General features: G+C 59.5%; 22 protein-coding genes and 1 tRNA gene. 14 read left to right on the top strand and 9 right to left on the bottom strand.

Features of this window, described 5'->3' with window-relative positions:
- The first annotated feature begins 61 nt into the window (after positions 1-61).
- Positions 62-1,114, top strand: coding sequence for a 2,3-butanediol dehydrogenase (locus CLV74_RS10125; RefSeq protein WP_106264168.1), 1,053 nt, complete (start codon positions 62-64; stop codon positions 1,112-1,114).
- A 172-nt stretch (positions 1,115-1,286) separates the two neighbouring features.
- Entirely contained in the window at positions 1,287-1,664 is a 378-nt protein-coding gene (locus CLV74_RS10120) for a VanZ family protein (protein WP_106264166.1), read from the top strand.
- 138 nt (positions 1,665-1,802) lie between these two features.
- On the opposite strand, the gene CLV74_RS10115 is transcribed toward CLV74_RS10120, so the two are convergent.
- The gene (locus CLV74_RS10115; protein ID WP_106264164.1) at positions 1,803-2,090 is read right to left on the bottom strand and encodes a DUF1330 domain-containing protein; all 288 of its coding nucleotides are present in this window, start codon (positions 2,088-2,090) and stop codon (positions 1,803-1,805) included.
- Between the two features lie 4 nt (positions 2,091-2,094).
- Positions 2,095-4,749, bottom strand: a complete 2,655-nt coding sequence (gene alaS, locus CLV74_RS10110; RefSeq protein WP_106264162.1) for an alanine--tRNA ligase — start codon at positions 4,747-4,749, stop codon at positions 2,095-2,097.
- A 183-nt stretch (positions 4,750-4,932) separates the two neighbouring features.
- Between alaS and CLV74_RS10105 the strand changes: the two genes are divergently transcribed.
- Positions 4,933-5,733 (top strand): class II glutamine amidotransferase, encoded by an 801-nt coding sequence (locus CLV74_RS10105; protein ID WP_106264160.1) that lies wholly within the window; start codon positions 4,933-4,935, stop codon positions 5,731-5,733.
- Here the strand turns inward: CLV74_RS10105 and CLV74_RS10100 are convergent.
- The 6 genes from CLV74_RS10100 to CLV74_RS10075 all read right to left on the bottom strand — a co-directional run bounded on the left by CLV74_RS10100 (position 5,730) and on the right by CLV74_RS10075 (position 9,951).
- Entirely contained in the window at positions 5,730-6,341 is a 612-nt protein-coding gene (locus CLV74_RS10100; RefSeq protein ID WP_106264158.1) for a YitT family protein, read from the bottom strand. The genes CLV74_RS10105 and CLV74_RS10100 overlap by 4 nt on opposite strands.
- A gap of 24 nt (positions 6,342-6,365) precedes the next feature.
- The gene (locus tag CLV74_RS10095; RefSeq protein WP_106264257.1) at positions 6,366-6,989 is read right to left on the bottom strand and encodes a YitT family protein; all 624 of its coding nucleotides are present in this window, start codon (positions 6,987-6,989) and stop codon (positions 6,366-6,368) included.
- 179 nt (positions 6,990-7,168) lie between these two features.
- Positions 7,169-8,380, bottom strand: coding sequence for an NADP-dependent isocitrate dehydrogenase (locus tag CLV74_RS10090; RefSeq protein WP_106264156.1), 1,212 nt, complete (start codon positions 8,378-8,380; stop codon positions 7,169-7,171).
- A 99-nt stretch (positions 8,381-8,479) separates the two neighbouring features.
- Positions 8,480-9,067, bottom strand: a complete 588-nt coding sequence (locus tag CLV74_RS10085) for an HD domain-containing protein (RefSeq protein WP_106264154.1) — start codon at positions 9,065-9,067, stop codon at positions 8,480-8,482.
- Positions 9,064-9,294 carry a hypothetical protein gene (locus CLV74_RS10080; protein ID WP_106264152.1) on the bottom strand — a complete coding sequence of 77 codons (231 nt, stop codon included), beginning with the start codon at positions 9,292-9,294 and terminating at the stop codon, positions 9,064-9,066. The genes CLV74_RS10085 and CLV74_RS10080 overlap by 4 nt, the downstream gene beginning before the upstream one ends.
- A gap of 3 nt (positions 9,295-9,297) precedes the next feature.
- Positions 9,298-9,951, bottom strand: a complete 654-nt coding sequence (locus tag CLV74_RS10075; RefSeq protein WP_106264150.1) for an alpha/beta hydrolase — start codon at positions 9,949-9,951, stop codon at positions 9,298-9,300.
- Positions 9,952-10,110: 159 nt separating this feature from the next.
- Between CLV74_RS10075 and iscR the strand changes: the two genes are divergently transcribed.
- The 10 genes from iscR (at position 10,111) to CLV74_RS10025 (ending at position 18,133) form a co-directional block, all read left to right on the top strand.
- Positions 10,111-10,569 (top strand): Fe-S cluster assembly transcriptional regulator IscR, encoded by a 459-nt coding sequence (gene iscR / locus CLV74_RS10070; protein ID WP_106264148.1) that lies wholly within the window; start codon positions 10,111-10,113, stop codon positions 10,567-10,569.
- Positions 10,570-10,645: 76 nt separating this feature from the next.
- On the top strand, positions 10,646-11,692 hold the full coding sequence (locus tag CLV74_RS10065; RefSeq protein WP_211299028.1) for a cysteine desulfurase family protein: 1,047 nt from the start codon (positions 10,646-10,648) through the stop codon (positions 11,690-11,692).
- 26 nt (positions 11,693-11,718) lie between these two features.
- Entirely contained in the window at positions 11,719-13,239 is a 1,521-nt protein-coding gene (gene sufB / locus CLV74_RS10060; RefSeq protein ID WP_106264143.1) for a Fe-S cluster assembly protein SufB, read from the top strand.
- 45 nt (positions 13,240-13,284) lie between these two features.
- A complete protein-coding gene (locus CLV74_RS10055; RefSeq protein WP_106264141.1) occupies positions 13,285-13,596 on the top strand; it encodes a heavy metal-binding domain-containing protein in 312 nt (103 codons plus the stop codon).
- Between the two features lie 24 nt (positions 13,597-13,620).
- The gene (gene sufC, locus CLV74_RS10050) at positions 13,621-14,376 is read left to right on the top strand and encodes a Fe-S cluster assembly ATPase SufC (RefSeq protein WP_106264139.1); all 756 of its coding nucleotides are present in this window, start codon (positions 13,621-13,623) and stop codon (positions 14,374-14,376) included.
- Between the two features lie 5 nt (positions 14,377-14,381).
- Positions 14,382-15,683 carry a SufB/SufD family protein gene (locus CLV74_RS10045; RefSeq protein WP_425430977.1) on the top strand — a complete coding sequence of 434 codons (1,302 nt, stop codon included), beginning with the start codon at positions 14,382-14,384 and terminating at the stop codon, positions 15,681-15,683.
- The gene (locus tag CLV74_RS10040; protein ID WP_106264135.1) at positions 15,683-16,189 is read left to right on the top strand and encodes a YIP1 family protein; all 507 of its coding nucleotides are present in this window, start codon (positions 15,683-15,685) and stop codon (positions 16,187-16,189) included. Before CLV74_RS10045 ends, CLV74_RS10040 begins: the two co-directional genes overlap by 1 nt.
- Before the next feature lie 10 nt (positions 16,190-16,199).
- Entirely contained in the window at positions 16,200-16,790 is a 591-nt protein-coding gene (locus CLV74_RS10035) for a YIP1 family protein (protein ID WP_106264133.1), read from the top strand.
- Positions 16,790-18,010 carry a cysteine desulfurase gene (locus CLV74_RS10030; RefSeq protein ID WP_106264131.1) on the top strand — a complete coding sequence of 407 codons (1,221 nt, stop codon included), beginning with the start codon at positions 16,790-16,792 and terminating at the stop codon, positions 18,008-18,010. Before CLV74_RS10035 ends, CLV74_RS10030 begins: the two co-directional genes overlap by 1 nt.
- A 46-nt stretch (positions 18,011-18,056) precedes the next feature.
- Positions 18,057-18,133: transfer RNA gene (locus tag CLV74_RS10025), tRNA-Arg, on the top strand.
- 35 nt (positions 18,134-18,168) lie between these two features.
- Here the strand turns inward: CLV74_RS10025 and CLV74_RS10020 are convergent.
- Positions 18,169-18,534, bottom strand: coding sequence for a hypothetical protein (locus CLV74_RS10020; protein WP_106264129.1), 366 nt, complete (start codon positions 18,532-18,534; stop codon positions 18,169-18,171).
- Between the two features lie 268 nt (positions 18,535-18,802).
- On the opposite strand from CLV74_RS10020, the gene CLV74_RS10015 reads away from it, so the two are divergent.
- On the top strand, positions 18,803-19,702 hold the full coding sequence (locus tag CLV74_RS10015; RefSeq protein WP_211299027.1) for a DMT family transporter: 900 nt from the start codon (positions 18,803-18,805) through the stop codon (positions 19,700-19,702).
- Positions 19,703-19,795 lie beyond the last annotated feature (93 nt).

The raw sequence follows: 19,795 nt of genomic DNA, 5'->3' as shown, positions 1-19,795 counted from the left end.
ATCCCCGCGCCCGGTGGCTCCCTCGCCGGGCGCAATTTGTTTTGTCATTGGAGAAAGTCATATGAAAGCAGCACGTTGGCACGGGGTGAAAGACATCCGCGTCGAGGATGTTCCCGTCCCCAGCCCCGCAGCGGGTGAAGTGAAGATCAAGGTGGCATGGACCGGTATTTGCGGCAGTGACCTGCATGAATATCTGGCCGGTCCCATCTTTATCCCCGTGGGCGAGGATCATCCTCTTAGCCATGATCAGGCACCCATCGTTCTGGGCCACGAATATTGCGGCATCATCTCTGAACTGGGCGAGGGGGTCACAGGGTTGGCCGTTGGCGACCGTGTCGCGATCGAGCCGATTTTTGCCTGCGGCACCTGTCCAGCCTGCCATGAGGGCAAGTACAACCTCTGTGATAGTCTGGGCTTCGTGGGGCTTTCGGGCGGCCACGGGGGCTTTGCCGCATATTCCGTGGTGCCCGCGCGCATGGTGCACAAGATGCCCGATGATCTGTCGATGGAGCAGGGCGCTTTGGTGGAACCCGCAGCGGTTGCTCTGCACGCGGTGCGGATGTCCAAGATCAAGGCAGGCGATGCGGCGGCAGTCTTTGGCGCCGGTCCGATCGGTCTTCTGGTGGTCGAGGCGTTGCGCGTCGCGGGGGCGGCTGAAATCCATGTGGTGGAACCCTCAGCCGTGCGCCGCGCCAAGGCGTTGGAACTTGGTGCAACCTCGGTCCTTGATCCTGCGGAAACCGATGTGGTCGCCGCCATCCGAGAGGCTACCGGCGGCGTGCATGTGGGTTTTGAGGTGACAGGCGTTCCGACCGTGCTGCCCCAATGTATCGACGCGACCCGTCATGAGGGGCAGTGCCTGATCGTCTCGATCTGGGAAGGCGAGGCATCGTTTAACCCGAACACCGCCGTCCTGAAAGAGCGTCAGTTGCAAGGCACCATCGCCTACCGGAACGTCTATCCGGCGGTGATGGCGTTGATGCTGCAAGGCTATTTCAGCGCCGATAAACTGGTCACCAAAAGGATTGCGTTGGATGACATTGTGACCGAAGGATTCGACGCCTTGGTCGCCGAGAAATCACAGGTTAAAATTTTGGTCGAAGCCCCTGAATAGGCCCATTGTTTTCGGTCTAGCAACAAGGCGCGGAGGCGGTGACCTGCCGCGCCTTTATTTGCATCATTCCGTAAACGGGTTGATCAGAATGTGAAGAAAGTCAGGGATGTTTAAATGGCACACGGGCAGCTTTTGCGTTTAAGAAGGCGCAAAGCTGCAGGGGTATTGTTTTTTGCCGTCCAAAACCTTCGTTTCGATCATGAAACACCCGATTTCTATCGCCCTTTCACTTATTCTGGCCGTGGTGATCAGTCTGCTGACACTGACGCCCATCTCGGTCCAAGGGGCGCCGGGTTCGGACAAGCTTTACCATCTGTTGGCCTTCGGTGCATTGGCGTTTCCATTGGCCTTTGGCTCGCCCCGTAATGCGGTGTGGGTGGCCCTGTTGGCGATCGGGTATGGCGCGTTGATCGAGGTGATCCAGCCCTACGTGGGCCGCTCGGCGGAATGGGGTGACCTGTTGGCGGATGCCATCGGTGCCTGCCTTGGGGCACTCGCAGGGTGGAGCGCGGCGCGGCTGACCACCTTTGTACGCAAAGCAATAAGCTGAGAGTGCTGGAACGGGTTAAGCCGTCCAGTCAGCTTTGATCGCATTTCAGGGAAATTGTGACCCGTTGGTCAGGGCCGCATCCAATGCGGCATAGCAAAACGCGCGCCCCACAGTAAGGCGAGGGACGCGCTAAAGTCTTTAGTCTTCCAGCTCGACGATGACCAAGTCCCGCTCGGACGCGCCACGGGCGTGGCTTAGGGCCTCTTGGTATGCGGGCGAGTGATAGCAGTCATAGGCCGCCTGCTTGGAGGGGAATTGCGCGACCACATGGCGTTCGCGCTGCGCCCCTTCAAGGATGTGATAGTCACCGCCACGGGCCAGAAATTTGCCGCCGTGGGCAGCAATCGCGGGACCGGCCAGCTTGGCGTATTTGCCATAAGCTTCTGCGTCGGTGACATGAACGTGGGCGATCCAGAGCGCAGCCATCGGCTTAGCCTCCGATCACAGCTTTGGCAGCGGCAATCGCGCCGTCTGCGTTTGCTGCATCCTTCGCGCCACCCTGAGCCATATCGGGACGGCCACCGCCGCCCTTACCGCCCAGTTCGACCACAGCCGCTTTGACCAGATCAACCGCGCTGACCTTGTCGGTCAGATCGCCGGTCACGCCAGCCGCTACTGCGACCTTGCCGTCCGCATCCGCGATCAGCAGGATCGCTGCCGAGCCAAGCTTTTCTTTGTGGGCGTCGATCAGGGCGGGCAGGTCCTTGCCAGTCACACCGGACAGCACCTGCGCCATGAAGGGCACGCCATTCACGTCTTCGGCTGCAACCTCGGCCTTGCCGCCACCGGACATTGCCAGTTCGCGGCGCAGTTGGGCCACTTCGTTCTCCAGCTTCTTGCGTTCGTCCATCAAGGTTTGAACGCGGCTGACCAGATCAGCAGGCTGGGTCTTCAGGGCACCCGACAGTTCCGAGACACGCTCTGCCTGTTCACGCAGGTGGTTCAGGGCGGCCTGACCGGTCAGAGCCTCGATCCGGCGGACGCCAGAGCTGGAGGCGCTGTCCGACAGGGTCAGGTACAGACCAATCTCACCCAGCTGGCGCACGTGAGTGCCGCCGCATAGTTCGAGCGAGTAGGTTTCGCCGTCGGTGCCTTTGCCGGAACCGGCCAGCGTGCCCATGGACACAACGCGGACCTCATCGCCGTATTTTTCGCCAAACAGAGCCTGCGCGCCAAGGCCGCGGGCATCGTCAGGGGTCATGATACGGGTCTCAACCTTAGTGTTCTGACGGATGAACTCGTTCACCTCGGCATCAACCTTGGCCAGTTCTTCGGCGGTCAGCGCCTTGGCGTGGCTGAAGTCGAAACGCAGACGATCCTCGGCGTTCAGCGAGCCGCGCTGTGCCACGTGATCGCCAAGCGCACGGCGCAGAGCTTCGTTCAGAAGGTGCGTGGCCGAGTGGCTGGAGCGGATCGCGCTGCGACGCTCATGGTCCACCTTAAGTTCTGCGCCTTGGCCGCGGGACAGTGTGCCCTCGGTTACCTCGACAAAGTGGATAAAGACGCCAGCGGTTTTCTTGGTGTCGGTGACGCGGGCTTTGCCGCCCTCGACGGTGATCTCGCCGGTGTCGCCAATCTGACCGCCGCTTTCCGCGTAGAAGGGGGTCTGGTTCAGAACGATCTGGCCAGTCTCGCCTGCGGCAAGGCTATCAACTTTGGCACCGTCTTTGACCACAGCCACGATCTGGCCTTCGGCAGTTTCGGTGTCGTAGCCAAGGAAGTCGGTGGTGCCTTTGTCATCCGCGATGTCGTACCAGATGGTGGCGTCTGCCGCTTCGCCGGAACCTGCCCAAGCGGCACGCGCCTTGGCCTTCTGTTCAGCCATTGCCGCGTTAAAGCCGTCGGTGTCCACAGTGCGGTCCTGTTCGCGCAGAGCATCCTGCGTCAGGTCCAGCGGGAAGCCGTAGGTGTCATAGAGTTTGAAAGCCGCATCACCGGGCAGGGGCGCGCCTTCGGGCAGGCCGGCCACTTCGTCGGACAGCAGCTTCAGGCCGCGATCCAGCGTGGTGATAAAGCGCTTGCCTTCCAGCTCCAGCGTTTCTTCGATCAGTGCCTGAGCCTGACCCAGTTCGGGGTAGGCAGCACCCATCTGGCGGACCAGTGCGGGCACCAGTTTGTGCATAACGGGATCTTTGGCACCCAAGAGGTGCGCGTGACGCATGGCGCGGCGCATGATGCGGCGCAGCACATAGCCACGGCCTTCGTTCGATGGCATGACGCCATCGGCAATCAGGAACGAGGTCGAACGCAGGTGGTCCGCAATCACGCGGTGGTGGACGTTGCCGTCCCCGTCAGGAGCGCCATCGGTGACCTCGGCGCTGGCCTCGATCAGGCTGCGCATCAGGTCGGTGTCGTAGTTGTCGTGCTTGCCTTGCAGCAGGGCGCCGATCCGCTCCAGACCCATGCCGGTGTCGATGGACTGCATGTCCAGCGCCTTCATGGTGCCGTCTTCGAACTGCTCGTTCTGCATGAAAACGACGTTCCAGATTTCGATGAAGCGGTCGCCGTCCTCATCCGCCGACCCCGGAGGGCCACCCCAGATGTGATCGCCGTGGTCGTAGAAAATCTCGGTGCAGGGGCCACAAGGACCGGTCGGACCCATCTGCCAGAAGTTGTCAGATGTCGCGATGCGGATGATGCGATCTTCGGGAACGCCGACCTTTTTCCAGATCTCGAACGCTTCGTCATCGGTGTGATAGACGGTGGTCAGAAGGCGGTCTTTGTTGATGCCGAATTCTTTGGTGATCAACTCATAGGCAAAAGGGATCGCTTCAGTCTTGAAGTAATCGCCAAAGCTGAAGTTCCCCAGCATCTCAAAGAAGGTGTGGTGGCGGGCGGTGTAGCCCACGTTGTCCAGATCGTTGTGCTTGCCGCCGGCGCGAACGCATTTCTGCGCGGTGGTGGCCCGCACGTAATCGCGGGTTTCAACACCGGTGAAGCAGTTCTTGAACTGCACCATGCCCGAGTTCGTGAACATCAGCGTCGGGTCGTTGCGCGGAACCAGGGGCGACGAGGGCACTACCTCGTGTCCCTGCTTTGCGAAATAGTCGAGGAAGGTCGAGCGAATATCGTTCAGCGAAGGCATGTGGTCTCTTTCGTTCTGGCTTGGGCCAAGCGTCAACGTTGTCTATCGCCGCGCGGGGGCCTTGTCCATAAGCTGGGACCTCTCAAAAAGAGGTGGTCTTTGCCACGTTGGGGCTACTTGCTGCGGTGCGACAAGGGGCGTATCCTATCGGCCAATCGAAAATAACAATTGGCAGGTAACCTCATGTGCCGTTGGGCGGCTTACATTGGCGATCCGATCTTCCTTTCCGAAGTGGTCACGGACCCGAACCATTCGCTGGTCCATCAGTCCCACTGCGCGACCCAGTGTTCGACGGCCATTAACGCCGACGGTTTCGGTCTGTCGTGGTATGATCAACGCCCCGAGCCCGGCCTTTACCGCGATGTCAGCCCTGCGTGGTCCGATCCCAACCTGCGGTCGCTGGCCTATCAGGTTCAGTCCCATCTGTTCATGGCCCATGTGCGGGCCTCGACCGGATCGGCGACCAGCCGCAACAACTGCCATCCCTTCGCTGTGGGCCGCTGGAGCTTTATGCACAACGGGCAGATCGGTGGCTTTGACCGTATTCGCAAGCGGGTGGACATGATGATCCCCGACCGCCTGTACGATCAGCGCCGTGGTGCCACCGATAGCGAGGCGCTGTTCCTGATCGCAATGGCCGAAGGTCTGGATACCTGTCCTCATAGCGCCATGTCTGTGGCGGTTGCCCGTCTGCAAGCCATCTCGGAAGAGCAGGGGGCGCTGCCCCACATGCGCCTTGCTGCGGCCCTCTCGGACGGAGAGCGTCTGTTCGCCGTGCGCTATGCCTCGGACTGCAATGCGCCCTCGCTCTATTACCGCTGGTCGGACAGCCGCAACGGTTGGGCCGTGGTGTCCGAGCCGCTGGAGAATGGTGAAAGCGATTGGAAAGAGGTGCCTCAAGGCTGCTGGCTGGAATTCAGCAAGGACGGCTGCCAAGAGCGGGTCTTTGCGCCCGATCTGCATCGGGCGCGCAAGGTCGCTTAAAGCGCGATATAGCGATCGCGGCGGTGGTTGGTGGCGATAATCAGGTTCACAATCACCGCACCCAGCAGCGAATAAAGCACCGTCGGCAGCGGCATGACGAAAAGGGCAACCGTGAATAGGCCGCCATCAAAGATCAGCTGCGTGTGACCGGCGCGAAAGCCGGTTTTGTCCTGCAAATACAGGGCCAGAACGCCGATCCCGCCCAACGACGCGCCATGGCGGAACAGCACCATCAGACCCAGACCGGTGACACCCGCCATAACCAGCGTGCCGACCAGCGTGTCTATCTGCTCGATCCGGATATAGTTCGGTAGGGCATCTGCGACGAAAGACAGCAGCGCCACGGCGATGAAGGTCTTGATCGTGAAACGCGGCCCCATACGCAGCCATGCCAGCACGTAGAATGGGATGTTCACCAGAAAGAACAAAAGCCCGAACGAGTAACCGGTCAGGTAGCTGAGCAGCACCGCAAGACCTGCGGTCTGGCCAGTGATCAGACCCATATTGGTCAGCAGCAACAGCCCCAGCGAACACATGGTCGTGCCAAGCGCAAAGGCCTGACTGTCTTCTAGGACGGTGTGGTTGATGGTCTTATGCGGCTCGGACATGGGGAATCTCTGCTTTGAAAAGGTTTAGCCCGCGATATACCGGTCGCGCCGATGATTAAAGGCAATCACCCCATTCAGGATCACCGCCCCGAACAGCGAGAACAGCACCACGCGTGGCTCGAACAAAAAGAACGAGACGCCAAAGAGGATCGCGTCAAAGCCAAGCTGCACGTAGCCCGCGCGGATGCCCAAGAATTCCTGCGCCATCAGGGCGATCACCCCAAGACCGCCAAGGGATGATTTGTGCCGGAACACCCCCAGCAGGCCAAAGCCCGTCAGAATGCCAAACGCGATGGTGCCGAACACAGGGTTCAGCCCATTGAACGGCATCAGGGTAGGGACATGGGCCATCAGCACCGACAGGATCGACACGCTGATTGCGGATTTGATCGTGAACTCGCGCCCCATGTAGAACCACGCGACGATGTAGAAGGGGATGTTGATCAGCCAGAACACCCAGCTGAAGCTGATCCCGCTAAGATAGCTGATGATCAGCGCAAGACCGGCAGTCTGGCCGGTAATGAACCCCAGTTGCGTCAGAAAACTGAGGCCGATCGAGGTGGTCACAAGGCCGATGGTCAGACCTTGTAGGTCTTCTAGCAGCGAATGCTTCTGCCTTGACGGGGGGATATGAATAGATGCGGGCATGGTTCCCACATATGGCAGCAATACTGACCTAATCAAGGGAAATTTTGCCGCACCGCAGCGTAAATTATGACCTATGCAAAAAATAATGGCGCCCAATGTGAGGCGGGCGCCAATCTATGCATTTTCGCATGCATTGCTATTTATGTTTTGTAACAATGTGTTACGTGGCGTTCCTCAGGTCACGACAAAGCTTTCTGGAGGTTCTGGTCGATCTTATCCAAGAACCCCGTCGTGGTTTGCCATCCCTGATCGGGACCAACAAGCAGTGCCAGATCTTTGGTCATATCGCCCGCTTCGATGGTCTCGACCACTACACGCTCAAGGGTTTCGGCAAAGTTCTTCAGCTCTGCATTGTCGTCCAGCTTGGCGCGGTGCTTGAGGCCGCCGGTCCACGCGAAGACCGACGCGGTCGAGTTGGTCGAGGTCGCTTGCCCCGCCTGATGCTGACGATAGTGACGGGTGACGGTGCCGTGGGCGGCCTCGGCCTCGACGATCTTGCCATCGGGGGTCATCAGCTGGCTGGTCATCAAGCCAAGGCTGCCATAGCCCTGCGCAACAGTGTCGGACTGCACGTCGCCGTCATAGTTCTTACAGGCCCAGACAAAGCCGCCGTTCCATTTCATGGCGCAGGCAACCATATCGTCGATCAGACGGTGCTCGTACCAGATGCCCGCCTCTTTGAACTTACCCGCAAATTCCGCGTCAAAGACCTGCTGGAACAGCTCAAGGAAGCGACCGTCATATTGCTTGAGGATCGTGTTCTTGGTGGACAGATAGACCGGCCAACCCAGCGACAGACCATAGTTGAACGAGGCCCGCGCGAAATCGATGATCGAAGCATCAAGGTTGTACATCCCCATGAATACGCCGGCCGAGGGGGCGTCGTAGACCTCTTTTTCGATGACGGTGCCGTCCTCGCCCACGAATTTCATCGTCAGCTTGCCCGCCGTGGGGAATTTGAAGTCGGTCGCCTTGTACTGGTCACCAAAGGCATGGCGGCCAATGACGATGGGGCGGGTCCAGCCGGGGACCAGACGGGGCACGTTCTGGCAGATGATCGGCTGGCGGAACACCACGCCGCCAAGGATATTGCGGATGGTGCCGTTGGGGCTGCGCCACATCTGCTTGAGGCCGAATTCTTCGACCCGCGCTTCATCAGGGGTGATGGTGGCGCATTTTACCGCAACGCCGACCTCTTTGGTCTTTTCGGCGGCATCAATGGTGATCTGGTCATTGGTTCGATCCCGCTCTTCGATCCCCAGATCGTAATACAGCAGGTCCAGATCCAGATAGGGCTGGATGAGTTTTTCTTTGATGAACTGCCAGATGATGCGGGTCATCTCGTCGCCGTCCATCTCGACGATCGGGTTGGCTACCTTGATTTTCGACATTGGGGGGCCTTCCGCCTGAGTGAGTCTCTGGCGGCAATATAGCGGAAGTTTTTACCAGATGGAATAATCGGTATACGACGGTATACTAAATTTCCACACCTAGCCCCGATTTTCAGCAAACCATGTGTCGATGCGCTGTTTTAAGGCCTGCCAAACCTTGGGGGCACCGCGCCGGACCTTGACCCCGACACGGGTTTCCAGCTGTTGCGCGGTAACGTCATATTCGATCCAGCTGCCGCCGCCGGTCTCCAAATTGGCGATCAGGGGCTGCACGCGGTCGATAGATTTGGCGAAGATGGCGTCATCGGTCTCGGCGGCTTCGAACTCTTCCCAAAGGGCGCGATAGTGGTCGCGCTGATCGGCGGGCAGAATGCCAAAGATGCGGTCGGCAGCTTTTTGTTCCTTGATCGCCTGAATGGCCGGATCGGGGCCGCCGTGGATAGGGGCATCGCCTGCATCAATTTCAACGATATCATGCAGAAGGATCATCTGGATCACCCGCCCGATGTTGACGGGGCGTTCCGCATGTTCGGCCAAGGTTAGAGCGTAAAGAGCGATGTGCCAGCTATGTTCGGCAGAGTTTTCGCGGCGCGAGGCATCGCAAAGGGTGGTGGCGCGCTGGATGGACTTCAGCCGGTCGGCCTCGGTCAGAAAGGCCAGCTGGGCTGAAATCCGGTCTTGAGTCATTTTTCTAACGCGGCTGCGGCGTCGGCCAGTTTCTGTTCCAGAAACTTGCGGGCGCGGCGTTCTGCGATTCGGACACGGACAGCCGTGCGGAACGCTTCTTCGGTGGTGGGCGAGGTGGCGGCGATCACTGCGGCCACTTCGTCAGGAAGGCGCTCGTCTCCGAGCGCCTCCATGGCTTCGAGCACATCGCGGGCCAGCGCGTCTGCGAGATCTTCCGTAATCGCCATGGATTAACGGCTGTTCTCGGTCAGGCGGCGTTTCACGTAGCCGGTGACGTGGTCAATCATCGGCTCCATGTGCGGCTCTTCGAAGAAGTGGCCTGCGCCCTGCATCTCTTCGTGAGTGATGGTGATGCCCTTCTGCTCTTGCAGTTTGCGGACAAGGGTATGGGTGTCCGCAGGGGGCGCCACGCGATCCGAGGTGCCGTTGATGATCAGACCAGAGCTGGGGCAGGGTGCCAGGAAGCTGAAGTCATACATGTTGGCAGGCGGTGCGACGCTGACGAAACCGGTGATCTCGGGGCGGCGCATCAAAAGCTGCATGCCGATCCACGCGCCAAAGCTGAAGCCAGCGACCCAGCAATGCTTGGAGTTCGAGTTCATCGACTGCAGGTAGTCCAGCGCCGATGCGGCATCGGACAATTCGCCCACGCCCTGATCGTATTCACCTTGGCTGCGGCCGACGCCACGGAAGTTGAAGCGCAGGACAGTGAAGCCCATGTTGTAGAAGGCGTAATGCAGGTTGTAGACAACCTTGTTGTTCATCGTCCCGCCGAATTGCGGGTGGGGATGAAGAACGATGGCAATCGGGGCATCACGATCTTTTTGAGGATGATAGCGGCCTTCGAGGCGGCCTTCGGGTCCGGGAAAAATGACCTCGGGCATAGGTCCTTGGCACTCCTGCTCAAAAGGGGCATGTCAATTCTTGACGAAAATGATCGGCCACCTTAGAAAGGTTCTAAATCCCGACAGGGTGTCGGGAAAGGTGTAAGCGATCTAAGGCTTGACGGGCCACCCGTCAATGTATTCGCGGGGGAAGAAGACATGAAACTGAGCACAAAAGGCCGCTATGCCATGGTTGCGCTGGTCGATCTGGCCCTTCAGCCCGCTGAGGATCTGGTGACACTGAGCGAAATTTCCAAGCGTCAGGACATTTCATTGCCCTATCTGGAGCAGCTTTTCGTGAAGCTGCGCCGCGCGGGGCTGGTGGATTCTGTGCGCGGGCCCGGTGGTGGTTACCGCTTGGCGCGCTCTCCTTCCGAGATTCGGGTGGTGGACGTGTTGGGCGCGGTGGATGAGACCGTGAGCGCCATGCACAAGGGCGCGGGTGCGTCCGGTGCCTTGTCGGGATCGCGGGCGCAGTCCCTGTCGAACCGCCTTTGGGAAGGGCTGAGCGCCCATGTCTACGTCTTTCTGCATCAGACCCGTTTGCAGGATTTGATCAGCAACCAGCTGGCCCCTTGTCCGGCGGTGCCGTGCCTGTTTGACGTGGTGGATGAATAATGCGCGACGGATGGGGGCGCTGCCCCCGCAGCTGCGCTGCTCCCCCGAGGTATTTTTTCCAAGATGAAAGGGCCGCATGATGGGGCGCGTTTATCTGGATTGGAATGCGACGACGCCTTTGCGCCCCGAGGCGCGTGAGGCGATGATCGGTGCCATGGATGTTCTGGGGAACCCGTCCAGCGTTCATGCAGAGGGGCGTGCAGCGAAGTCTTTGATCGCGAAGGCGCGGGCGCAGGTGTCGGCGGCGCTGGGGGCGGATGGGGCCGATGTGGTCTTTACCTCTGGCGCGACGGAAGCGGCGGCCTTGGCCTGTGCAGGGCGCGGGTATCTGGGTGCAGATGTAGAGCATGATGCGGTTGTCTCATGGGTCGATCCGTCATTGCCGGTGTCGGGCGACGGGGCGGTTGCGGTGAGCGATCCCGGCCGGAGCGTTTTGCAACTGGCCAATTCCGAAACTGGTGTTCTCCAGCGCTTGCCTGAAGGTTTGGCGGTCAGCGATATGACGCAGGCCTTTGGGAAGGTGCCTTTCGCTTTCAACTGGAGCGGCGCGCAAATGGGGCTGGTGTCGGCCCATAAGCTGGGTGGTCCCAAGGGGATTGGCGCTTTGGTTTTGCGGCGCGGTTTGGATGTGGAAAGCCGCATCAAGGGTGGCGGTCAGGAAATGGGGCGCCGCTCAGGGACCGAGAACGTCATTGGTATGGCGGGTTTTGGCGCGGCTGCTGAGGCGGCGGCACGGGATTTGGCCGATGGTGTTTGGGAGCGGGTTGCGGAAATTAGAAATATTCTAGAAAACGCTCTGGAAGATGTATCTGACTCGCTTATTTTGGTGGGGAAAGGGGCCGAGCGGCTGCCCAATACCACTGTTCTGGCCGTTCCAGGCTGGAAGGGCGAGACGCAGGTGATGCAGATGGATCTGGCCGGTTTTGCTGTGAGTGCGGGCTCGGCCTGTTCCAGCGGCAAGGTGCGGGCCAGCCGCGTACTGCGGGCCATGGGCTATGACGAGGCCACTGCCAGCGGAGCGATCCGCGTGAGCATTGGCCCTGCGACGACAGAAGAAGATGTACTGCGCTTTGCCGATGCGTGGAGCAAGCAGTTCAAGAAGTTTCGCGCCCGCGTGGCGTGAGAGAGATGCGAACAGGAGGGACGCCAATGGCAACCTTGGATGAAGAAATCCGCGAGGGCGTGGATCGGGAAACCGTCGAGACCGTCCGTGCGATGGGCGGAGCCTATAAGTACGGTTGGGACACCGATATCGAGATGGAATACGCCCCCAAAGGCGTGAACCCCGATATCGTGCGTCTGATCTCGAGCAAGAACGATGAGCCCGAGTGGATGACCGAATGGCGTCTGTCGGCCTTTGAACGTTGGCAGCAGATGGAAGAGCCCGATTGGGCGATGGTCAACTACCCCGAGATCGACTTCCAGAACCAGTATTACTACGCGCGTCCCAAGAGCATGGAGACCAAGCCCAAGTCGCTGGACGAGGTCGATCCCAAGCTGCTGGCAACCTATGAAAAGCTGGGTATTCCGCTGAAGGAACAGATGATCCTTGCCGGTATCGAAGGCGCAGAGGATGCCCCTGCCGAAGGCCGCAAGGTTGCTGTGGACGCGGTGTTTGACTCGGTGTCGGTCGGGACCACCTTTCAGGCGGAACTGAAGAAGGCGGGTGTCATCTTCTGTTCGATCTCGGAAGCGATCAAAGAGCATCCTGAACTGGTGAAAAAGTATCTGGGCAGCGTCGTGCCGGCCTCGGATAACTTCTATGCCACGCTGAATAGCGCTGTGTTCTCGGACGGCTCGTTCGTGTATGTGCCCCCCGGTGTGCGCTGCCCGATGGAACTGTCGACCTATTTCCGCATCAACGCGGAGAACACAGGCCAGTTCGAACGGACCCTGATCATCGCGGACAAGGGCAGCTATGTGTCGTACCTTGAGGGCTGTACTGCCCCCCAGCGTGACACCGCGCAGCTGCACGCCGCAGTGGTCGAGATCATCATCGAAGAAGACGCCGAGGTGAAATACTCGACCGTTCAGAACTGGTTCCCCGGGGACGAGAACGGCAAGGGCGGTATCTATAACTTTGTGACCAAACGTGCGGATTGCCGTGGTGATCGTGCCAAGGTGATGTGGACGCAGGTGGAAACCGGCTCGGCGGTGACGTGGAAATACCCGTCCTGCATTCTGCGAGGCAATGAAAGCCAGGGCGAGTTCTACTCGATCGCCATTGCCAACAACATGCAGCAGGCGGACACCGGCACCAAGATGATCCACCTTGGCAAAGACACCAAGTCGCGGATTGTCTCGAAAGGGATCAGTGCCGGTAAGGCGCAGAACACCTATCGTGGTCAGGTCACCATGCACCCCAAGGCCAAGAACGGGCGCAACTATACCCAGTGTGACAGCCTTCTGATCGGTGATCAGTGCGGCGCGCATACGGTGCCTTACATCGAGGTTCGCAACAACTCGGCCCGCGTGGAACATGAGGCGACCACCAGCAAGGTGGATGACGACCAGCTGTTCTACTGCCGTCAGCGCGGCATGGACGAAGAAGAGGCCGTGGCACTGGTTGTGAACGGTTTCTGTAAAGAGGTGCTTCAGGCTCTGCCCATGGAGTTCGCCATGGAAGCGCAGCAGCTTGTGGCGATCTCGCTGGAAGGTTCTGTCGGTTAATCTAGCGGGGGCAGGCTGCCCCCACGTGACACAAAGGGAAGTCCAATGATCGTTACCACGACCCCATCTGTCGAAGGCTACCAGATTGCAGACTATAAAGGCATCGTCACCGGCGAGGCCATTCTGGGCGCCAATGTGTTCCGCGATATCTTTGCGGGCATCACCGACATCATCGGGGGTCGTTCCGGCGCCTATGAGAAATCACTGGCCGAAGCCCGCGAAACCGCTCTGGCCGAACTGGAAGACCGCGCACGCGCCATGGGTGCGAATGCTGTGGTCGGCGTCGATCTGGACTACGAAGTAATCAACAACATGCTGATGGTCTCGGCCTCGGGCACCGCCGTGGTGCTTGGCTGATCCGACCTGTGAAGGAATAGAAATATGCTGGAAATCAAAAACCTGCACGTCAAACTGGAAGATGAGGACAAGCAGATCCTCAAAGGTCTGAACTTGACCGTCGAAACCGGCAAGGTCCATGCGATCATGGGGCCGAACGGTTCGGGCAAGTCGACTCTTAGCTACGTTCTGTCGGGCCGCGACGGTTATGAAGTGACCGACGGCAGCGCGACTATGGACGGCTTTGACCTGCTGGAAGCCGAAACCGAAGAGCGCGCCGCCGAAGGCCTGTTCCTTGCGTTCCAATACCCCGTGGAAATCCCCGGCGTGTCGAACATGACTTTCCTGCGCACTGCTCTGAACGCGCAGCGCAAGGCCCGCGGCGAGGACGAGATGTCGGCAACCGACTTCCTCAAGATGGTCCGTGAAAAGGCGAAATCCCTGAAGATCGACGCCGACATGCTGAAGCGCCCCGTGAACATGGGTTTCTCGGGCGGCGAGAAAAAACGGAACGAGATTCTGCAGATGGCGGTTCTGGAACCCAAGATGTGCATCCTGGACGAGACTGACTCGGGTCTGGACGTGGACGCGATGAAGCTGGTTTCCGATGGTGTGAACGCCCTGCGCAGCGAAGGCCGTTCGTTCCTTGTGATTACCCACTACCAGCGTCTGCTGGATCACATCGTTCCCGACGTGGTGCACATCATGGCTGATGGCCGCATCATCAAGACCGGTGGCCCCGAGCTGGCGCTGGAAGTTGAAAAGAACGGCTACGCAGACCTGCTGGCGGAGCACGCGTAATGGGTATTGCACGTGCGCAGCTCAAGCAGCTGAAGCAGGACGCTCTGGCGCAGCGCCAGCCCGTTCTGTCGATGCCCGAAGGGGGCGAATGGATCAGTGCCGCCCGCAAGGACGCCGCCGCGCGTCTGGACGGCATGGGCCTGCCGACCCGTCGTGATGAATATTGGAAATACACCCGCCCCGACGCGCTGACCTCGGCCGAGCCGGTGGCAGCGTCCATGGACGGCGCGGCGCACTCGCCCGTGTTTGACGGGATCGAGCAGCTGAAGATCGTCTTTGTGGACGGCGTGTTCAACGCGGATGCCAGTGATGATCTGGCGCTGGAAGGCGTGGAAATCTCTCGTCTGGCGGATGCGGCAGCGGCGGATATTCACTGGGCGAAAGACATCTACGGCGTGCTGGAAACCCGTGGTCAGACGCCGGTGGAGCGCCCCTTGGCGACCCTGAATACTGCCTATGCTAACGATGGTCTGGTGATCCGCGCCACGGGTACGGCGGCCAAGCCGATCCACGTGATGTACGAGCGGACCTCGGAAACCTCGGACGTGATCCTGCACCATGTGGTGAAGGTGGAAGAGGGCGCCTCGGTAACTCTGCTGGAAACCGGTGCAGCCGGTGCCCGTGGCAACACTGTGACCGAAGTGAGCGTGGCCGACAAAGCTGCCTTCCACCACGTGCGCAGCCAAGGCCGCGACCACAATCGCCAGCTGCTGACCCATATGTTCGCGCAGTTGGGTGAGGAAAGCACGTTCAAGTCGTTCACCCTTACTCCTCAAGGGGTTATGACCCGTAATGAATGCATTCTGGAGCTGACCGGCGATGATGCGATTGCCCATGTGGCAGGCGCGCTGATGGCGGATGGCAAGGATGTGCATCAGGACGATACCATCTTCATCACCCATGATGCCGTGAACTGCGAAAGCCGTCAGGTGTTCAAGAAGGTGCTGTCGAACGGTGCGACTGGCGTGTTCCAAGGCAAAATTCTTGTGAAACAGGGTGCCCAGAAGACCGACGGTTATCAGATCAGCCAGTCGCTGCTGCTGGATGAGGACAGCCAGTTCCTTGCCAAGCCCGAGCTGGAAATCTACGCCGATGACGTTGCTTGCTCGCACGGCTCGACCTCGGGCGCGATCGATGATGATGCGCTGTACTATCTGCGTGCGCGCGGCGTGCCCAAGCGCAAGGCGCAGGACCTGCTGGTGCTGGCCTTCCTTGCAGAAGCCGTGGACGAGATCGAGGCCGAGGATCTGCGCGAAGCGATCCTGACCCGCATTCGTATCTGGCTGGATCTGGAAGACGATCTCTGATGGCGGTCACCCGCGATATTGTTGCGACCTATCGCAACCCCGGACAGGTGTTCACGCGCCTGTCCTTGATGGGCGTTCGGGAAGATCGGGCGCTGTTCTGGCTGATTGCAGGGTGCGGTCTGTCGTTTGTCAGCCAGTGGCCCCGCGTTGCCCGTGAGGCCGCCGCCACCGGCGCTGACCTGACCGAGGCGATGACCGGCGCGTTGATGGCGTGGGTCTTTTTCGCGCCGCTTCTGTTCTACATTCTGGCCTTCGTGCTGCACATCATTATGAAGGTGCTTGGGCGTAAGGCAGGAGGCTTTGCCGCGCGACTGGCGCTGTTCTGGTCCTTTTTTGCTGCGGTCCCGCTGTTGCTGTTCTACGGTCTGGCCCAAGGGCTGGCGCCGGGGCAGGGCGCGTCATTGGTTGGCGCCTTGTGGGTTGTGGCCTTTGTAGTGTTTCTTTTTTCCGGTCTGCGCGTGGCATATTGGACTGGCCCTCTTGCGGGGCTCCGCGCAGAGACGTAGGGCGTAGCGCATGACGATGACCTTACCCGCACTTTGGCAGATGGTGCTGCGCACCCTTCAAGACCCGCTTGCCATGGGGCAAGAGCTGATCGCTTTGCGGCTGTCCCGTGCGACAGTCTGGATGGCGATGACGCTGGTCTGCGTTCTCAGCGTGCTGATGTTCTTCGTCTCCGAAGCGGTCATTCCTACTGCTGGCGGTGTGATGGCGCCGTTGATCACACCAATGTCCATGGCGGTCATGGTGGTGGGCAATCTGGTGATGATGATCTTTGCCGTCTTCTGGACGGGCCGCGCGCTGGAAGGCCGCGGGCGGCTGGAAGACATCGTTCTGCTCATGTCATGGGTCCAGTTCATGTTGCTGGTGGCGCAGGTGCCCCAGACCGTACTGGCTCTGTTTTCCGCGACATTATCGTCGCTACTGGCTATGGGGGCGGTGCTTTACGCCCTTTGGCTGATCGTAAAATTCACTCAAGCTGCGCATGGTTTTGACAGTGCGGGCAAGGCGGTGCTGACCGTGGTTCTGGCGATTGTCGGGATCATGGTGGGGCTGGCTATTGTCCTGTCGCTGATTGGTGCGTCAGTGATCGGAGGTCCTGTCTGATGTATGATGTCGACGCTATCCGCGCCCAATTCCCGATCCTGTCGCGGCAGGTGAACGGCAAGCCTCTGGTCTATCTTGACAACGGGGCCAGCGCGCAAAAGCCTCAGGTGGTGATCGATGCGATCACCCGTGGCTACGCCGAGGAATATGCCAACGTCCACCGTGGACTTCATTTCCTGTCGAACCTTGCCACCGACAAATATGAAGGCGTGCGCGGCACCATCGCCCGCTTCCTTGGTGCCGCGGACGAAGACGAGATCGTGATGAACACCGGCAGTACCGCTGGCATCAATCTGGTCTCTTATGGTTGGGCCGCGCCTCGTCTGCAAGCGGGTGACGAGATTGTGCTGTCGGTGATGGAGCATCACGCCAACATCGTGCCATGGCACTTCCTGCGGGAACGTCAGGGCGTGGTGCTGAAGTGGGTCGATGTGGATGAGGACGGCAGCCTTGATCCGCAAAAGGTCATCGACGCGATCGGTCCCAAGACCAAGCTGGTCTCGATCACCCATATGTCGAACGTGCTTGGCACCGTAGTTGATGTGAAAACCATTTGCGCGGCAGCCAAGGAAAAGGGTGTGCCTGTGCTGGTCGATGGCAGCCAAGGCGCGGTGCATATGCCCGTGAACGTCGAGGATATCGGCTGCGATTTCTACGCCATCACCGGTCACAAGCTTTACGGCCCGTCGGCCTCGGGCGCGATCTACATCCGCAAGGAACGTATGGCCGAAATGCAGCCCTTCTTTGGCGGCGGCGATATGATCCGTGAAGTCCACAAAGACGAAGTGACCTACAACGACGCCCCCATGAAGTTCGAGGCTGGCACGCCCGGCATCGTCCAACAGATCGGCCTTGGTGTCGCGCTGGAATGGATAATGGGCATCGGGATGGAGAACATCGCTGCCCACGAAGCCGCTCTGCGTGATTACGCGCAGCAGCGCCTGAACGGGTTGAACTGGTTGCAGGTCCAGGGACACGCACCGGGCAAAGGGGCGATCTTCAGCTTCACCATGTCGGGGGCAGGCCATGCCCATGATATCTCGACGATTCTGGACAAGAAGGGTGTCGCCGTGCGGGCAGGGCATCACTGCTGCGGTCCGCTGATGGAGCATCTGGGCATCAACGCCAGCTGCCGTGCCTCTTTTGCCGCATATAACACCACCGCCGAGGTCGATGCGCTGGTGGATGCTCTGGAACTGGCCCACGAGCTTTTTGGTTGATTTTGCGATTGCGGGGCGCTGGCCGCCCCGCTATACCGCCCCTCAGGCACCCATAGCTCAGCTGGATAGAGCGCTGCCCTCCGAAGGCAGAGGCCAGAGGTTCGAATCCTCTTGGGTGCGCCACTTCTCTCGCCGAAATCCGGTCGTGTCGCGCAGCATTAGCCTGCGGGTTTGCATTCGCCGTTGCCGTATTTCTCTTGGCAGACTTTCACCGTGCAGGCGCGGATCTGGACGTCCCGTTGCGCCTCGTTCCGGTCTACGGTGCGGACAGCGGGGATCGAGTAATATTCGGTTTTCATTTCTTGAATGCACTGCATTGTGTTGCCCGTGCCGGTGCAGGTGCTGCGTCCGGTGGGAACCTCTCGGGTTTCGGTCTTTGTGTAGACTTCTTGCTCCATGCGCGGGGGGATGCGGTTCATCCAGGTCGCGGCACAGATGGATTGCTCGGCCTGGTATTCCGGTGTGCCGCAGCTGGAAAGGGCCGCAAATCCGAAGAGTATGGCAGTACGTTTGATCATGGTCATGACTTCTCCAAGGCTGCAAAATGCGGCCTGAATGTTACCTTACATGACGTCATGGCGGTGGAGAATATCCAATGGAATGATCGGATGGCGGGCGGCATGGGGAATAGCGCGTTGAATTTGGAAAGTCCGCTTTTGTCCATACTGACCGATTGCCAGACAATTTCTACGTGACAGACTCGGTCAGGTATGTTGACGTGCCTGAGACACACCAGCACGCCGCACGCGTGAGACATGGCCTGTGTCTTTCCGGAAAGGGCAAGGAATGGCGATGACCTCTGCTGAGAGTGCTGAGCGCGGCAACATGATGGGCGTTCTGTTGATGGCCGTTTCCATGGTGTTCTTCGGCACGGCTGACACAATCGCGAAGTTCATGACTGCGGACTATCCTGCCTTGCAGGTGGTGGGCATTCGGCAAATGGGTTTGCTGGCGGGGGTCGTGATCTATGTGCTGCTGCGCGGCACGTCCCAGTTGCGGACCCGACGTCCCAAGATGCAACTCTTCCGCGGACTTTGCGCCACGGTATCGGCGACCTTGTTTGTGCTGGCGCTGCGCCACATTCCTTTGGCCGATGCGACCGCGATTGCTTTTGTGGCGCCGTTCTTTGTCACCATTCTGGGCGCGATCCTGCTGAAGGAAAAGGTTGATGCGCCCCGATGGGCCGCCATTGGTCTGGGCTTTCTGGGCATGGTGGTGGTGATCCGCCCCGGCTTTGACAGCTTTCATCCGGCCTATCTGTTGGTGCTGGCCAGCGCGGCCCTTTTCGCCACCCGACAGGTTATTTCGCGTTTCCTTGGCGCGACCGAGAAGACTATCACCACCGTTGCCTTTACCGCCGCCACCAGTGCCGGAATTCTGGCCTTGGTGCAGCCATTCGTGTGGCAAACCATTAAACCCGGCGATATCTGGCTGTTTGTCCTTTATGCCTGCGCGGCAGGTCTGGGCGAGTTTCTGGTGATCAAAGCGCTTGAAATCGCAGAGGCTGTGGTCGTTGCACCATTGCAATACACAATGATCATCTGGACCACCTGCTACGGCTTTCTGGTCTTCGGGGATGTGCCAGACATCCTAACCATTTGTGGCACCGCGATCATCGTTGCTTCGGGCGCATACACCTTACAACGGTCGCGTATGAAGCCGCGCCGAATTGCTCCTCCGGCAGGGCATTAGTACCCCAAAGGTGCAACCTTGGTTAATCTTTGGGATATATACATCTGCCCATTTGCAATATTGTCTATTGAAAGTTTGGCCGCAAAGTTCTTT

Origin of the sequence: Donghicola tyrosinivorans (assembly GCF_003003355.1) — a bacterium.
GTDB classification, from domain to species: Bacteria; Pseudomonadota; Alphaproteobacteria; order Rhodobacterales; family Rhodobacteraceae; genus Donghicola; species Donghicola tyrosinivorans.
Note: the sequence above shows the minus strand (reverse complement) of the source record. Positions and strands in the feature narration are given on the sequence as shown.

Coding starts and splice junctions, on each gene's coding strand:
- iscR (WP_106264148.1), top strand. CDS start 10,111: ATGAAACTGAGCACAAAAGGCCGCTATGCCATGGTTGCGCTGGTCGAT.
- CLV74_RS10090 (WP_106264156.1), bottom strand. CDS start 8,380: ATGTCGAAAATCAAGGTAGCCAACCCGATCGTCGAGATGGACGGCGAC.
- alaS (WP_106264162.1), bottom strand. CDS start 4,749: ATGCCTTCGCTGAACGATATTCGCTCGACCTTCCTCGACTATTTCGCA.
- CLV74_RS10105 (WP_106264160.1), top strand. CDS start 4,933: ATGTGCCGTTGGGCGGCTTACATTGGCGATCCGATCTTCCTTTCCGAA.
- CLV74_RS10035 (WP_106264133.1), top strand. CDS start 16,200: ATGACGATGACCTTACCCGCACTTTGGCAGATGGTGCTGCGCACCCTT.
- CLV74_RS10095 (WP_106264257.1), bottom strand. CDS start 6,989: ATGCCCGCATCTATTCATATCCCCCCGTCAAGGCAGAAGCATTCGCTG.
- CLV74_RS10065 (WP_211299028.1), top strand. CDS start 10,646: ATGATGGGGCGCGTTTATCTGGATTGGAATGCGACGACGCCTTTGCGC.
- CLV74_RS10055 (WP_106264141.1), top strand. CDS start 13,285: ATGATCGTTACCACGACCCCATCTGTCGAAGGCTACCAGATTGCAGAC.
- CLV74_RS10115 (WP_106264164.1), bottom strand. CDS start 2,090: ATGGCTGCGCTCTGGATCGCCCACGTTCATGTCACCGACGCAGAAGCT.
- CLV74_RS10075 (WP_106264150.1), bottom strand. CDS start 9,951: ATGCCCGAGGTCATTTTTCCCGGACCCGAAGGCCGCCTCGAAGGCCGC.
- sufC (WP_106264139.1), top strand. CDS start 13,621: ATGCTGGAAATCAAAAACCTGCACGTCAAACTGGAAGATGAGGACAAG.
- CLV74_RS10125 (WP_106264168.1), top strand. CDS start 62: ATGAAAGCAGCACGTTGGCACGGGGTGAAAGACATCCGCGTCGAGGAT.
- CLV74_RS10020 (WP_106264129.1), bottom strand. CDS start 18,534: ATGACCATGATCAAACGTACTGCCATACTCTTCGGATTTGCGGCCCTT.
- CLV74_RS10030 (WP_106264131.1), top strand. CDS start 16,790: ATGTATGATGTCGACGCTATCCGCGCCCAATTCCCGATCCTGTCGCGG.
- CLV74_RS10085 (WP_106264154.1), bottom strand. CDS start 9,067: ATGACTCAAGACCGGATTTCAGCCCAGCTGGCCTTTCTGACCGAGGCC.
- sufB (WP_106264143.1), top strand. CDS start 11,719: ATGGCAACCTTGGATGAAGAAATCCGCGAGGGCGTGGATCGGGAAACC.
- CLV74_RS10100 (WP_106264158.1), bottom strand. CDS start 6,341: ATGTCCGAGCCGCATAAGACCATCAACCACACCGTCCTAGAAGACAGT.
- CLV74_RS10080 (WP_106264152.1), bottom strand. CDS start 9,294: ATGGCGATTACGGAAGATCTCGCAGACGCGCTGGCCCGCGATGTGCTC.
- CLV74_RS10015 (WP_211299027.1), top strand. CDS start 18,803: ATGACCTCTGCTGAGAGTGCTGAGCGCGGCAACATGATGGGCGTTCTG.
- CLV74_RS10040 (WP_106264135.1), top strand. CDS start 15,683: ATGGCGGTCACCCGCGATATTGTTGCGACCTATCGCAACCCCGGACAG.